The 14,470-nt window shown below is 63.2% G+C and carries 9 protein-coding genes; 6 read left to right on the top strand and 3 right to left on the bottom strand.

Going from position 1 to position 14,470, the window contains the following annotated elements; all coding sequences use genetic code 11:
- Positions 1–444 precede the first annotated feature (444 nt).
- From ACSQ3S_RS28025 to ACSQ3S_RS28015, 3 genes are all read left to right on the top strand, one after another.
- Entirely contained in the window at positions 445–3,273 is a 2,829-nt protein-coding gene (locus ACSQ3S_RS28025; protein WP_413448554.1) for a TonB-dependent receptor, read from the top strand.
- A gap of 124 nt (positions 3,274–3,397) precedes the next feature.
- On the top strand, positions 3,398–4,915 hold the full coding sequence (locus ACSQ3S_RS28020; protein WP_436145087.1) for a tryptophan halogenase family protein: 1,518 nt from the start codon (positions 3,398–3,400) through the stop codon (positions 4,913–4,915).
- Positions 4,916–4,949: 34 nt separating this feature from the next.
- Positions 4,950–5,420, top strand: a complete 471-nt coding sequence (locus ACSQ3S_RS28015) for a hypothetical protein (protein WP_436144416.1) — start codon at positions 4,950–4,952, stop codon at positions 5,418–5,420.
- A 21-nt stretch (positions 5,421–5,441) separates the two neighbouring features.
- Here ACSQ3S_RS28015 and ACSQ3S_RS28010 read toward each other — a convergent pair whose 3' ends face one another.
- Positions 5,442–6,092: a glutathione S-transferase family protein gene (locus ACSQ3S_RS28010; RefSeq protein ID WP_436144415.1), complete on the bottom strand. Its 651-nt coding sequence runs from the start codon at positions 6,090–6,092 to the stop codon at positions 5,442–5,444.
- A 136-nt stretch (positions 6,093–6,228) separates the two neighbouring features.
- On the opposite strand from ACSQ3S_RS28010, the gene ACSQ3S_RS28005 reads away from it, so the two are divergent.
- A complete protein-coding gene (locus ACSQ3S_RS28005; protein WP_176652747.1) occupies positions 6,229–6,792 on the top strand; it encodes a TetR/AcrR family transcriptional regulator in 564 nt (187 codons plus the stop codon).
- A gap of 10 nt (positions 6,793–6,802) precedes the next feature.
- Here the strand turns inward: ACSQ3S_RS28005 and ACSQ3S_RS28000 are convergent, their stop codons facing one another.
- Both ACSQ3S_RS28000 and ACSQ3S_RS27995 read right to left on the bottom strand, forming a co-directional pair.
- Complete coding sequence (locus ACSQ3S_RS28000) at positions 6,803–8,632, bottom strand: M2 family metallopeptidase (protein ID WP_436144414.1); 1,830 nt, start codon at positions 8,630–8,632, stop codon at positions 6,803–6,805.
- Positions 8,633–8,768: 136 nt separating this feature from the next.
- Positions 8,769–11,219 (bottom strand): TIM-barrel domain-containing protein, encoded by a 2,451-nt coding sequence (locus ACSQ3S_RS27995; protein WP_436144413.1) that lies wholly within the window; start codon positions 11,217–11,219, stop codon positions 8,769–8,771.
- A 174-nt stretch (positions 11,220–11,393) separates the two neighbouring features.
- Here ACSQ3S_RS27995 and ACSQ3S_RS27990 point away from each other — a divergent pair, with 174 nt between their 5' ends.
- Both ACSQ3S_RS27990 and ACSQ3S_RS27985 read left to right on the top strand, forming a co-directional pair.
- Positions 11,394–12,722: an MFS transporter gene (locus ACSQ3S_RS27990; protein WP_436144412.1), complete on the top strand. Its 1,329-nt coding sequence runs from the start codon at positions 11,394–11,396 to the stop codon at positions 12,720–12,722.
- A gap of 100 nt (positions 12,723–12,822) precedes the next feature.
- The gene (locus ACSQ3S_RS27985; RefSeq protein WP_176652751.1) at positions 12,823–14,454 is read left to right on the top strand and encodes an alpha-D-glucose phosphate-specific phosphoglucomutase; all 1,632 of its coding nucleotides are present in this window, start codon (positions 12,823–12,825) and stop codon (positions 14,452–14,454) included.
- Positions 14,455–14,470 lie beyond the last annotated feature (16 nt).

Genomic DNA, 14,470 nt, shown 5'->3' with positions numbered 1-14,470 from the left:
ATCTAGGCTTGTCGGGCGAGAATACTATGAAACAAACGGGCTATCAAACGACAAATTCTAGTTTTAATACAATTCCAGCTGCCATTTTTGCTGGCATCCGCCGCCATTTGTTTTTCCGACAAGGTTAGTGGTGGCTTTTAGTTTGAAATGCTACGAACTGAAGTGGTATGGTAGGTAAAAATGTAGTTCCACTACACGTTGCTATGCCTTGGTCTGTAGCCGAAATACAACGGGGACAACGTTTTCATAGGGAGTCTACGGGCTGCCACCACTCTGCGGGCGTAGGCCGATTGAAGTTTAATTGACATGGAATCTAGTTTTAGTACAAAATTCTTCGTAGAACGTCTTTTAGAACGTTTGCATTCCTTGGAACCCGTGTAGTCGATGTAGCGAGAGCTGGCTGTAGTGTCGCGGGTATATTTTTAGATGAGTGAGGGGACATTAATGAAGAAATCCGCCAACCAGCGTGGTGCCGGCTCCGCGCCGACCAATGTTGCATTCAAATTGAGCCCGGTTGCCGCCGGCTGCGCCATTCTGCTGTCCGCAATGGTCACCCCATCGTACGCGCAAGACGCGACGACGGGCGTCGGTGCCGATGGCAAGCCGCTGCAAACGGTGACTGTGTCCGGTATTCGCCGCGGTATCGAAGACGCTATCTCCGTCAAAAAAGACGCCAGCTCCATCGTTGAGGCCATCTCCGCTGAAGACATCGGCAAACTGCCCGATACCACCATCGCCGAATCGCTGGCCCGCCTGCCAGGCCTGACCACCCAGCGTACCAAGGACGGCAGCGCCTCCACCATCAGCATCCGCGGCCTGGGCCCGGACTTCGCCGGCTACCTGTTGAACGGCCGCGAACAGACCAGCACCGGCGACAGCCGCGCGGTCGACCTGAGCGTGTACCCGGCCGAACTGATCGCCGGCGCCACCGTCTACAAGACCAATGACGCCGCCGTCGTCGGCCAGGGCCTGGCCGGCACCATCGACCAGCAACTGATCGACCCGCTGGCCTTCGGCAAGCGCACCATCTCGGTCAAGGCGCAGAAGACCAAGAACGGCCTGGGCCTGGACGTGCAGGGCTCCGGCCGCCGCGCCAGCCTGACCTACATCGACCAGTTCGCCGACCGCAAGATCGGCGTGGCGATCGGCTACGTGCACCAGACCGGCAGCTCCGGCCAATTCGAATTCGGCACCTGGGGCGACTACACCGGCCCGGTGACCACCACCGGCGGCGCCACCGTCAACGCCAAGGTCCCGGGCGGCAACGGCTTCAACATCGACACCCGCACCGTCACCGACAAGCGCGACGGCGTGGCCGCCATCCTGGCGTTCAAGCCGAACAAATCGTTCAACAGCCAGATCGACATGTTCTGGTCCAAGATCGACGACTACACCAAGATCGACCAGATCCAGATCCCTGGCACCGGCAAGTTCATCAACGCCAACGTCGCCAACGGCGTCGCCACCTCGGCCACCATGACCGGCGTGGGCCTGATCGACCGCAACGAAGGCATCTTCGACCACGACAAGATCAAGTCGATCGGCTGGAAGAGCAACCTGAAAATGGCCGACGGCTGGAGCGCGATGGTTGACTTCAGCCACAACTCGGCCGTGCGCGTCGAGCGCGACGACGAATACTACGGCGGCACCCCGACCAACGCCAATCTGACGATGACCGGCCTGGACGGCCGTACGCCGCAGCTGAGCTACGGCAACAGCCTGACCGATCCGAACACCATGGCCGTGCGCAACCAGTGCGGCTGGTCCGGCATCGCCAACAACTCCGCCTGCGGTTCCGTGGCGCAGGCCGGCTACGCCAAGGGCCCGACCGTGACCGACCAGGTCAACGCGATCCGCGCCGAAGGCAAGTATGAGCTGCCGGACGGTTCGATGTTCAGCACCCTGAAGTTCGGCGCCAACGTCACCAACCGCACCAAGGACCGCGTCACCGACGAAGGCCTGATCGTCTCGGCCAGCGGCGGCGGCTACGACCGCGTTCCATTCCCGACCGGTTCGTCCGTGGCGCACAACGTCGGCGGCGTCGGCATCGACATGCTGGTGTTCGCGCCGCAGGAGCAGCTGATTCCAGGCGCCGCGCTGCAGCGCAAGTACAACAACGACATCCTGTCGAAGAGCTACGGCGTGAAGGAAAAGGTCACTACCGGCTATGCCCGCCTGGACATCGACACCAAGCTCGGCGAGTTCCCTGTGCACGGCAACGTCGGCGCCCAGCTGGTCCATACCGACCAGTCGTCGACCGGCTTCCGCGCCAACGTCGGCTCCAGCCCGACCCTGACCAACCCTTCGCCAGGCATGTCGGAAGACGGCACCAAGTACCACGACTTCCTGCCGGCGTTGAACCTGAACTTCGACCTGGGCAACAGCTACCTGGCCCGCTTCGGCCTGTCGCGCCAGATCGCCCGTCCGGACATGACCGACATGCGCAACTCGTTCAGCTTCGCGGTCAACACCAACCCGACAGCCGTGAACGGCGTGCCGCAGCCGGCCCGTTATGAGGGTTCGGCCGGCAATCCGCACCTGAACCCGTTCCGCGCCAACGCGCTGGACCTGTCGCTGGAGAAGTACTTCGCCAAGAAGGGCTACCTGAGCGCCGCCGTGTTCTACAAAAAGCTGAACAGCTACATCGTTCCGCAGACCTACTCGGACTTCGACTTCACGCCGTTCCTGGCGACCTTCGGCCTGCCTAACCTGCCGAGCGGCAACAAGGGCATCTACACCACGACCACCAACGGCACCGGTGGCGACCTGAAGGGCCTGGAGCTGAGCGCGTCGGCGCCGTTCGAGATGATCCACCCGATGCTGAACGGCTTCGGCGCCAGCGGCAGCTATTCGTCCACCTTCAGCTCGGTGCAACTGCCTAACATCATCGGCAAGAATCCGGACCAGGTGGCCGACGCCGGCAGCATCCCGCTGCCAGGCCTGTCGAAGACCAACGCCAAGGCCCAGCTGTACTTCGAGAAGAAAGGCTTCAGCGCCTTCATCGCCGAGAACTACCGTTCGCGCTACGTCGGCAAGGTGGCCAACGACACCGTCGGCGGTTTCCCGGCGCTGGTGTTCATCGAGTCGCAGAAGTGGATCTCGGCCCAGGTCGGCTACGAGTTCCAGGAAGGTCCGCTCAAAGGCCTGTCCCTGCGCGTCGAGGCGAACAACCTGAACAGCCCGTACTACGTCGAGTCCAATGCTGACGGTTCCACCAAGACCCGTACGCAAACCGGCCGCACGCTGTTCTTCACGGTCGGCTACAAGATGTAATAAGGCAGTGGCCTGAAACCTCCAAGCCCCTTGCCGGAATGTTGCCGGCAAGGGGCTTTCTACCTTTATACTTCTGACAATGCCGTGCAGGGACCCTTGCATGGCGTCCTCGTGGGTCTGGATGATGGAACAACGCAAACTGAAAAATATCGTCATCGTCGGCGGCGGCACGGCCGGCTGGATGACCGCCTCCGCGCTGGCCAAGTCGCTCAAGGGCCAGTACAGCATCAAGCTGGTCGAGTCGGACCAGATCGGCACCATCGGCGTGGGCGAAGCCACGATCCCGATGATCAACCTGTTCAACCGCATGCTGGAGCTGGACGAAGACGAGTTCATGCGCCAGACCCAGGGCACGTTCAAGCTCGGCATCGAGTTCGTCAACTGGGGCCGCATCGGCGACCGCTACTACCACGGCTTCGGCGTCATCGGCCAGGACACGTGGACGGTGGACTTCCACCAGTACTGGCTCAAGCAATATCTGGCGGGCAAGGCGCCCGAGCTGGACCATTTCTCGCTCAATAATGTCGCCAGCATGCACAACAAGTTCATGCGCGCGCAGACCGACCTGCCCAATTCGCCGCTGGCGCAGATCGTGCACGCCTACCAGTTCGATGCCAGCCTGTACGCCAAATTCCTGCGCAACTTCAGCGAGGCGCGCGGCGTGCAGCGCATCGAAGGCAAGATCGCCGAGGTCCAGCTGCGCGACGCCGACGGCCACATCGCGGCCGTGGTGCTGGAGGACGGCGGCAGGATCGACGGCGACCTGTTCATCGACTGCTCGGGTTTCCGCGCACTGCTGATCGAGGGCGCGCTCAAGACCGGCTACGAGGACTGGTCGCACTGGCTGCCGTGCGACACGGCCATCGCCGTGCCCTGCGCCAACGCCGCCGAGCTGACGCCGTTCACGCGCGCCACCGCGCGCGGCGCCGGCTGGCAGTGGCGCATCCCGCTGCAGCACCGCATCGGCAACGGCCACGTCTTCTCCAGCAAGTACATGAGCGAAGACGAGGCGACCTCCATCCTGATGAGCAACCTCGATGGCGAGCCGCTGGCCGAGCCGCGCCCCGTGCGCTTCCGCACCGGCAAGCGCACCACGGCGTGGAACAAGAACTGCGTGTCGATCGGCTTGTCGTGCGGCTTTATCGAGCCGCTGGAATCGACCAGCATCCACCTGATCCAGATGGGCATCGCGCATCTGCTGACCTACTTCCCGGCGGCCGGCTTCGATGCCGCCGATATCCGCCAGTTCAACCGCGTGATGGACGACGAGTACATCTGGGCGCGCGACTTCGTGATCCTGCATTACAAGGCCACCGAGCGCAGCGACACGCCGTTCTGGGACTACTGCCGCAACATGGCGGTGCCCGAACTGCTGCAGCACAAGATGGATCTGTTCCGCAGCAACGGCCGCGTGTTCCGCGAAGGCGGCGAGCTGTTCACCAAGAACAACTGGCTGCAGGTGATGCACGGGCAGCGGCTGCGCCCCAAGTCCTACAACCCGCTGGTGGACCTGATCGGCGAGCAGGAAATCAACGGCTACATGGACGAAGTCACCAGCGTGATCAAGAACTGCGCGGATGCGATGCCGCTCCATTCCGCCTACATCGCCGCCAACTGCGCGGCGAAGCGGCACAAAATGTAATGTGTGTTTGATTTGACGATAAAAGGAGATATCAATGAAAAAAATAGTCCGTCTGGCCCTGCTGGTTTCGTTGTCCGCCGCGTTTGCCGGTTGCGCCACCACCGGTCCGCGTACCGCCATGCTGACCTACGACAGCAATCCTGCCGGCGCCACCATCTACGAAGGCGACAAGTCGCTCGGCATCGCGCCGGTGACGCGCACCTATGAGTTCGGCGATTCGGTCAGCAGCATCGCCACGCCGGAAGTGACGGCGGTGTGGACCAGCGGCGCCAAGGCCACTTACTGGACCAATCTGTCCGTGCGCACCGATCTGGCCGCGACCATCGAGCGTCCATTGAATGCGCCGGGCCTGGACAAGGACCAGGCCGCGGCCAAGCCGCTGCTGGAGCAGCGCGCGCGTGAGGCGGAGCGTCTGAAGGATGAGAACATGCGCGAAACCGCGCGCAATTCCGCCCGCTGCCGCGAGCAGATGCAGAAGGGGAACGTGGCGACCAGCGATTGCTGACCGCCATGCCAGGTCACCGCGTCATTGGCCGGAGCGGTTCTTGACGCTGGGCCGTTCGGCCACCCTGGCCTGCCACGCCGCCAGCGCGGGCAGGCTTGCCGGCACCGTGACGTCGACGAAGGCCGCGTGCAGCAGCGCGCAGTAGGCGGTGATGTCGGCCACCGAGAACTGCCCGCCGGCGAGGTAGGGCTGGGTGGCCAGCACGCTGTCGAAGTACGCCATGCCGCGCTTGAATTTCTCCAGGTTGCGTTCTCCCCATTCCTTGCGGTGCGCCCATTCTGGGCTCTTGTACGCCTGCAGCGCTTCGCCCAGGCCGGGCGTGGCGTGATGGAAGTAGATGCCGATGGCGTCGATCAGCTGGTCGTCGGCGCGTTTTTGCATCATGTGGATCATGGCCTTCTCGCGCGGGGTGGTGCCGGTCAGCACAGGCTTGCCGTCGAGGTTGTCCAGGTACTCGGTGATGGCGATCGATTCCGAGATGAAGACGCCGTCGTCGAGTTCCAGCACCGGCACCACGCCGGTCGGATTCTTGGCCAGGAAGGCTTGCTGCTTGTGCTCGGCCGCGAACAGGTCGACCTTGACGAATTCGACCTGCTCGGTGAGGCCTTTCTCGGCAAGGACGATGCGGATGCGGGCGGGGTTGGGGAAGCCGGGGATGTCGTGGATTTTCATAGGATCTTTCATTAAATCTACCTCTCGGTAGATAGGTTACAATGGATCGATAAGCTGGATTTGTCTATCTATCGATAGGTAGATAATAAGTCCGGAGGTTTTGTCGCGTCAAGCGATTTTTTTACCGGGAATGGATATGGCAAGCGACAAGAAGCAGGAAGTGATGATGGCGGCGCGCCTGATGGTGCAGGCCGGCGGCTACAACGCGCTGAGTTTTCGCGACCTGGCCGAGGCGGTGGGGGTCAAGAGCTCCAGCATTCATTACTACTTTCCGACCAAGGGCGACCTTGGCGCGGCGCTGGCGCGCCAGTACACCGAGGAGTTCCTGGGCTACCTGGAAGGCTTGCTGGCCGATGGGCTGGACTGGAAGGAGTGCATCGCCAGGTATGCGGCGGTGTTCCGCGATACGCTGATGCGCGAGAACCGCATGTGCATGGCCGGCGTGCTGGCGGCCGAGCGGCCCAGCCTGGCGCCGGAGGTGAAGGCGGAAGTGGAGCGGTTTACCACATTGATCGTCGAGTGGCTGGCCAGGGTGCTGGCGATCGGCAAGCCGAAGATGGCGCCGGCGGCGTTGAAGGGATGGGCGTTTGCCGTGTTCTCGGCGATTGAAGGCGCGCAGCTGGTGGCGCGCGGGTGCGATGATGTGAAGGTGTTCGACCAGACGTTGGCCGGATACAGGGCAGCGGGTCTGCTGCCCTGATATGCTGGCCTTACTTCTTTTCAGCCGCCGCAAAGGCGGCGTTCTGCGCATCCAGCCAGGTTTTGAGCGGTGCGAAGTAATCGAGCAGCGCGCCGCCGTCGATCTTGTCTTCGCCTGAAATCGCCTTCAACGCTTCCGGCCACGGCTTGCTCGCGCCCATCGCCAGCATCTGCTGCAGCTTGGCGCCGGCCTTGGCGTTGTCGTACACCGAGCAGCGGTGCAGCGGACCGGTGTAACCGGCTTCGCGGCACAGCGCGCGGTGGAACTGGAACTGCAGCATGTCGGCCAGGAAGTAGCGCGCGTACGGCACGTCGGCCGCCACGTGGTACTTGGCGCCGGCGTCGAAGCCGTCGCTGGAGATCGCGGCCGGGCGCTTCATGCCCATGTATTGCTCGCGCAGCTGCCACCAGGTCTTGTCGTAGTCCGCAGGCTTGGTCTTGCCGGAGTAGACGTCCCAGCGCCATTTGTCGACCGAGTAGGCGAAGGGCAGAATCGCGACCTTGCTCAGCGCGCGTTCCAGCAGCTGGCCGATGTCGGCGTCGGCGTCCGGAGCCTGGTCCATCAGGCCCACTTTCTGCAGATAGCCCGGCGTGATCGACAGCGCCACGGTGTCGCCGATGGCTTCGTGGAAGCCGTCGTTGGCGCCGTTGCGGAACAAATAGGGTTGCTTGCCATAGGCCAGGAAGTAGTAGACGTGACCCAGCTCGTGGTGGATCACGGTAAAGTCTTCCGCGGTCGGCGTGATGCACATCTTGATGCGCACGTCGTCCTTCTCGTTCAGCGGCCATGCCGAGGCGTGGCACACCACATCGCGGTCGCGCGGCTTGGTCAGCAGCGAGCGCTCCCAGAACGATGCCGGCAGCTTCTGCATGCCCAGCGAGGTGTAGAAACGCTCGGCGTATTGCGTCATTTGCCTGGCGTCGGTCTTGCGCTCCTCCAGCACCTTGCTCAGGTCATAGCTGCTGGCGCCGGTCGCCGGTTTCAGCAGCGGATACAGGTTGTTCCAGTTCTGCGCCCACATATTGCCGAACAGGTGGGACGGGATCGGGCCGGTCAGCGGCACGACGTCCGGGCCGTAGGTCTGGCGCAGCTTGTAGCGGGTGTAGGTATGCAGCGCGTCGTACAGCGGCTTGACCTGCTGCCACAGGCGCTCCATCTCGGCGGAGAAGGCTTCCGGCGGCATGTCGTACTGTGCGCGCCACATGGCGCCGGTGTCGGCAAAGCCCATTTGTTTCGCGCCCTTGTTCGACAGGGCGACGTATTCGGTGTACTTCTGCTTGTACGACGGCGACTGCGCGTGCCAGCCCAGCCACATTTCCTTGAGCTTGGCCTCGTCGCGGCTGCTGGCCAGCACCTTCTCCATTTCGCCCAGCGCCATGCAGGCGTCGCCGGTGCTGTCGTCCTTCTTGACGCAGTACTTGGCCTTGCCGTAGGCGCCGTTCATGGCGGCCTGCAGCTGCGCATATTGTTCGCGTTCCTTGGCGTCGGCGAAGACCAGCGTCTGCTGCAGCAGCATCATCTTGCGCGCCGATTCCGGCGCCAGCTTCAAGCCGTTGAAGCGGCGCGCGGCAATCGCCGCCTCGCCCGCCGCCGTCAGGTAGCGTTCGGCGAAGTAGGACGCGATGGCCTCGGTGTCGTCGGTGATGAAGTTGGAACCGACCCAGGCGCCCCTGGCCTGTTCGTTGTTCAGCTTATTGAGACGTTCCTCGGTGTCGGCCAGGAAGCGTTCGGCTTCGGCGACGGTAGGTTTTTTTGCGGGGGCGGCCAGCACGGTGGTACTGGCGGCTGTCATGGCGCTGAACGCCAGCAGCGTGCTGATGAGTTTTGGTGACACAGGCATCTCCCTTGGTGGTCTTGTTGTACAAACCCGGGGTCAGATCTGACATTCGGACACGAGCCCTGCCGTAGCGGCCGCTACGGCAGGGCTCGTGTCCGAATGTCAGATCTGACCCCGGGTTGACAGCAATGATACACGCTTACAGGGCGATGGCGACGCTGCGGCTGGCCTGGCTGGAGGCCGGCATTGGCACGTTCAGCACCTTGGACGCTTCGTCCCAGACGAAGATCACCGGCTTGCCGTCGACGCGCACCATCGATGGGTGGCTGGTCACGTTGTGCACCTGCAGCGCGATGCTGCGCTCGGGGCGCTGGTACCGATTGCCCGTTTCCGACTCCACGCGCAGCGTCAGGCTGCGGCCCTGCAGCTTGCTGGCGAAGTGCAGCAGTTCGTACTTGCCCTGTTCGTAGGCTTGCGCGGTCAGGCCGTCGTCGTCATACAGCTTGCCGGCGCCGGCGCTCACCGAGGCGTCGTGGTAGTAGTGCAGCTCGAGATTCTTGGTCGAGTAGTCGCGCGTGGACTGTACCGGCTTGACCATCGGGATGAAGGCGCCGGCGCGGACGTAGACCGGCACGTGGTCGGCGGCCAGCGCGATCGTGTCGGTGACGCCGCCGGCGCGCTTCTCGCCGGTGTAGAAATCGAACCATGCGCTGCGTGCGGGAAAGTAGACCTCGGCCGTGGTGGCGCCTTGCTTCAGCACCGGCGTGACCAGGAAGTCCTTGCCCCACAAGTAGGTCGACGACATCGCGCGCACCCTGGCGTTGCCGGGCTCCTCGTAGATCATCGGCCGCATCAGCGGCAGGCCCTTCTGGTTGTTGTCGAAACCGAGCGTGTAGTTGTATGGCAGCAGGCGGTAGCGCATGCGGATGGCCTCGCGCGCCAGCGTCTTGATCCGGTCTTCGCGGTAAACCGGCTCCGACGGCACTTCGTCCTGCGCGTGCGGACGGAACACCGGCTGGAACACGCCGTACTGCAGCCAGCGCGTATACAGCTCATTGTCCAGCACCGGATTGGCGAAGCCGCCCAGGTCCGAGTGCATATAGCCTGCGCCCTGCATGCCCATCTGCAGCGAGATCTCCGGCTGCGATTGCAAGCCGCCCCAGCCCCTGTCCACGTCGCCGGACCACGGGATGATGCCGTAGCGCTGCGAACCCGAGTAGCCGGCGCGCATCAGGATGAACGGACGCTCGGTAGGGAAGTCCTGCTGGTAGCCTTCCGCCACCAGCCGCGCCCATTGATGGCCGTAGATGTTGTGGACCTGGTCCGCCGTCAGGCCGCCCGCATGGCGCATGGCGGTCGGATGCACTTCCGGCTCGCCCAGGTCGCCCCAGACGCCGGTCACGCCCTGCTGGCGCAGGCCTTTGTAGATATTCCAGAACCAGTCCTTGCCCGGCTTGGCGAAGATGTCGATCAGCCCCGTGTGGCCGAAGTAGAAGTCGTAGGCCAGCGGCTTGCCGTCGGCGTCGGTGCCGAGCACTTTTTTGTCGATGGCCTCCTGCCATTTGCTGGAGGAATCCAGGATGAACGGCTCGGTGATGACCACCGTCTGCACGCCTTTTTTCTGGAAGTCCGCGATCATGCCGGTGGGATTGGGGAAGCTGTCCTTGTCCCATTCCAGGTTGCCCATCGTGCCCTTGATCTCCTTGCCGAACCAGAACAGGTCGAACACGATGGCGTCGAGCGGGATGTCGTCGGCGATGAACTTGTCCACCGTCTGCCGCGCCACGGTCTCGTTGCGGTAGCCGAAGCGCATCGCGAAGTTGCCGAAGGCCCAGCGCGGCGGCAGCGGTTGTTTGCCGGTCAGGCTGGTGTAGTTGCCGACCACGTCTTCCCACGTGTCGCCGGCGACGACCTGGTAGGTCTTGCGGCCGCCGATGGTCTCGTAGGTCAGGCTGTTGTCCTTCCTGCTGTCGAAATCGAGGTAGCCGGTTTGCGGATTGTCGAAATGGATGGCGTACATTCTCGACGACAGCGCCACCGGTATCGCATAGCCCATCTGCTCCGACTTGTCGCCGTAGCCGTAGTGCGCCTTGTTGTACAAGGTGAAGCGATGGCCGCGGCGGTTCATGCCGACCGCGCGCTCGCCCGCGCCATACAGCGCCTCGTCCTTGTCCAGTGCGAACTCGATGGCTTCCAGTTCGCGCGCTTCGCCCTTGTTGATATCCTTGCTGCCGGTGGCGACATCGTCCTTCATCTTCAGGTAGCCGTGTTTTTCCGCGACCAGCTTCCTGCCCTTGTAGGCGTAGGCGATCTGGAACGGCGACTTGGTGATCGTGACGACGATGCCGGGTGTGGCATATTCGACGCTGTTGGCTTTCGTGACCAGCGTGGTCTTGACTGCGGCCGGCGCCAGCACCACCGCATGCGATGCCGGGTCGGCCTGCTCACCCTTGGGCACGAAGGTGGTTTCGACGATGGCGGCGGAGTAGGGCTTGATCAGGTAGCTGCCGTCGCTGGTGTGGACTTCCAGCTGGCCGTCGCGGCGGGTGGCGCTGTCGAATTTGCGGTCGGCGTTCTGCGCGCTGGCTGCCTGGCTGACTACAATCAGCGGCAGTAGGGCCGCCAGTGTGGCGATGGAGTTGCTTTTCATGAAAGTATGCGGTCTCGGTGGTTGTTATGATTTTGTTGTTTGGCTACATTTGACTACAAAATTCGGTCCCTGGGATGGCCTTAAGCCTTTATTTTACTGGGTAATTCTTTCAATTGACACTGATGGGGTGCCGTGTTATTTTGCTACAAATTCAAATAATCGGGGACCCGCAGCATGCAACCATCCAGCAGCAAGCCCATACTGTCGTTCTGGCAGTTATGGAATATGAGCTTCGGCTTTTTCGGCATTCAATTCGGCTTCGCGCTGCAAAACGCCAACACCAGCCGCATCTTCTCCACGCTGGGCGCCAATCCCGACGACTTGTCACTGTTCTGGCTGGCCGCGCCGGTCACCGGCTTGCTGGTGCAGCCCATCATCGGCTATTTGAGCGACAACACCTGGCACCCGACCTGGGGCCGCCGCCGTCCGTTCTTCTTCGTCGGCGCCTTGCTGGCGTCGATCGCGCTGTTCCTGATGCCCAATTCCACCGCGCTGTGGATGGCCGTCGCCGTACTGTGGCTGATGGACGGTGCCATCAACGTGTCGATGGAGCCTTTCCGTGCCTTCGTCGGCGACAAGCTGGGGCCATCGCAGCAGACCGCCGGCTTCGCGATGCAGACCTTCTTCATCGGCTGGGGCGCGGTGATCGCCTCGCTGCTGCCGACCATCTTCGCCGATGTCCTCGGCGTCAGCAACGTGCCGGTCAACGGCGCCATTCCCGACACCGTGCGCTACTCGTTCTACGCCGGCGGCGCCATCTACATGCTGGCCGTGCTGTGGACCGTGGTCACCGTCAAGGAAACGCCGCCGGACGACCTGGCCGCGTTCCGCTCCGAGCAGCAGCGCAGCAAGGGCCTGGGCCACGCCTTCGCCGAGATCCTCGGCGGCTTCACCAAGATGCCGAAGACCATGGTGCAGCTGGCGGCCGTGCAGTTCTTCGCCTGGATTGCGCTGTTCGCGATGTGGATCTACACCACCTCCGCCATCGGCGAAAACGTGTTCGGCACCACCGACGCGCAATCGGCCGCGTTCCAGGAAGCGGGCAACCGCGTCGGCGTGATGTTCGCCGTGTACAGCGGCGTGGCGGCGCTGGCCGCGTTCATCCTGCCCGTCCTCGCGCGCAAGACCAGCCGCAAGTTCGTGCACATGAGCTGCCTGCTGATCGGCGGCGTCAGCCTGTTCAGCATCTACGCCATCCACGACCTGAGCATGTTGTACCTGCCGATGATCGGCGTGGGCGTCGCCTGGGCGTCGATCCTGACCATGCCGTACGCGATCCTGGCCGGGGCGCTGCCGGCCAAACGGATGGGCTACTACATGGGCGTGTTCAACTTCTTCATCGTCATTCCGCAAATCGTCAGCGGCGTGCTGCTGGGGTTTGTGACCAAACACTGGTTCATGGGCCATACCGTCAAGACGCTGATGCTGGGCGGCGTGTGCATGGTGGTGGCGGGCGTGTTGACGCTGGCCGTGCGCGATAACGCAGAACCGGCCGGCCATTGATGTAATATTGTTCGTGAGACAAGTTACTTGTGCGACGCGATTTTGCCGGAACAGGTAAAACCGTTGCAGTAAATCTGTCACCACCCTACGCGGAGCGAACATGAGCATTCAGACGGTCAACACCAAATCCTTCCCTGGCCAGCGGCCGGGGACTTCCGGTCTGCGGAAAAAAGTCACGGTCTTCCAGCAGCCGCACTATCTCGAAAACTTCGTGCAAAGCGTGTTCGACACGCTGGGCGACTGCGCCGGCAAGACGCTGGTGCTGGGCGGCGACGGCCGCTTCCACAACCGCGACGCCGTGCAGACCATCCTGCGCATGGCCGCCGCCCACGGCTACGCCAAGGTGCTGGTCGGGCAGGGCGGCATCCTGTCGACGCCGGCCGTCAGCTGCGTGATCCGCAAGCATGGCGCGCTGGGTGGCATCGTGCTGTCGGCCAGCCATAACCCGGGCGGACCGGATGGCGACTTCGGCATCAAGTACAACATCGCCAACGGCGGCCCGGCGCCGGAAAGCGTGACCGAGGCGATCTACCAGCGCACCGAGACCATCACCGAATATCGCATCAGCGACGCCGCCGCCGTCGACCTCAATCGCATCGGCGTTACGCGCATCGAGCAGATGGAGGTCGAAGTGATCGACTCCGTCGCCGACTATGCGGAACTGATGCAGAAGCTGTTCGACTTCGAGGCGATCCGCAAACTGTTCGGCGGCGGCTTCCGCATGTGCTTCGACGGCATGCACGCGGTCTCCGGTCCGTATGCCAAGGCCATCCTCGAAGGCATGCTGGGCGCGCCGGCCGGCACCGTCATCAACGGCGTGCCGCTGGAGGATTTCGGCGGCCACCATCCGGACCCGAACCCCGTCAACGCCGCCGAGCTGATCGCCATCATGGCCGCCGACGATGCGCCGGACTTCGGCGCCGCATCCGACGGCGACGGCGACCGCAACATGATCGTCGGCCGCAAGTTCGACGTCACGCCGTCGGACAGCCTGGCCGTGCTGGCCGCGAATGCGACCGTGGCGCCGGGCTACCGCGACGGCCTGAAAGGCATCGCCCGTTCGATGCCGACCTCGCAGGCGGCCGACCGCGTGGCCGAGGCGCTGGGCATCCCCGCCTACGAAACCCCGACCGGCTGGAAGTTCTTCGGCACGCTGCTGGACGCCGGCAAGGCCACGCTGTGCGGCGAAGAGAGCTACGGCACCGGCTCCGACCATATCCGCGAGAAGGACGGCCTGTGGGCGGTGCTGTTCTGGCTTAACCTGCTGGCCGCAAGCGGCAAGTCGGTTGAGCAGCTGGTGAGCGAACACTGGGCGCGCTTCGGCCGCAACTACTATTCGCGCCACGACTACGAGGCGGTGGAAACCAACGCGGCCAATGAGCTGATGGCTTCCCTGCGCATCAAGCTGGCCACGCTGCCGGGGCAGGACCTGGGCCATTACGTGGTCGCCCTGGCCGACGATTTCGAATACACCGATCCGGTCGACGGCTCGGTGGCCCGGCAGCAGGGCATACGCATCGTCATGACCAACGGCTCGCGCATCGTGTTCCGCCTGTCCGGCACCGGTACCGAAGGGGCGACCTTGCGCGTCTATCTGGAGCGCTACGAAGCCGATCCTACTTATCACCATTTGCCGACGCAGCAGGCCTTGGCGGCGTTGATACTGATCGCCGAGCAGGTCGGCGGCATAACCGGATGGACCGGACGAGCGCGTCCGACCGTCACCACATAAAACCATAAGGACGACA

The organism is Duganella sp. LjRoot269, assembly GCF_964254095.1.
In the GTDB taxonomy this organism is placed as follows: Bacteria; Pseudomonadota; Gammaproteobacteria; order Burkholderiales; family Burkholderiaceae_D; genus Rugamonas; species Rugamonas hordei.
The sequence above is the reverse complement of the archived record's forward strand: the minus strand, read 5'-3'. Positions and strand labels throughout refer to the sequence as shown.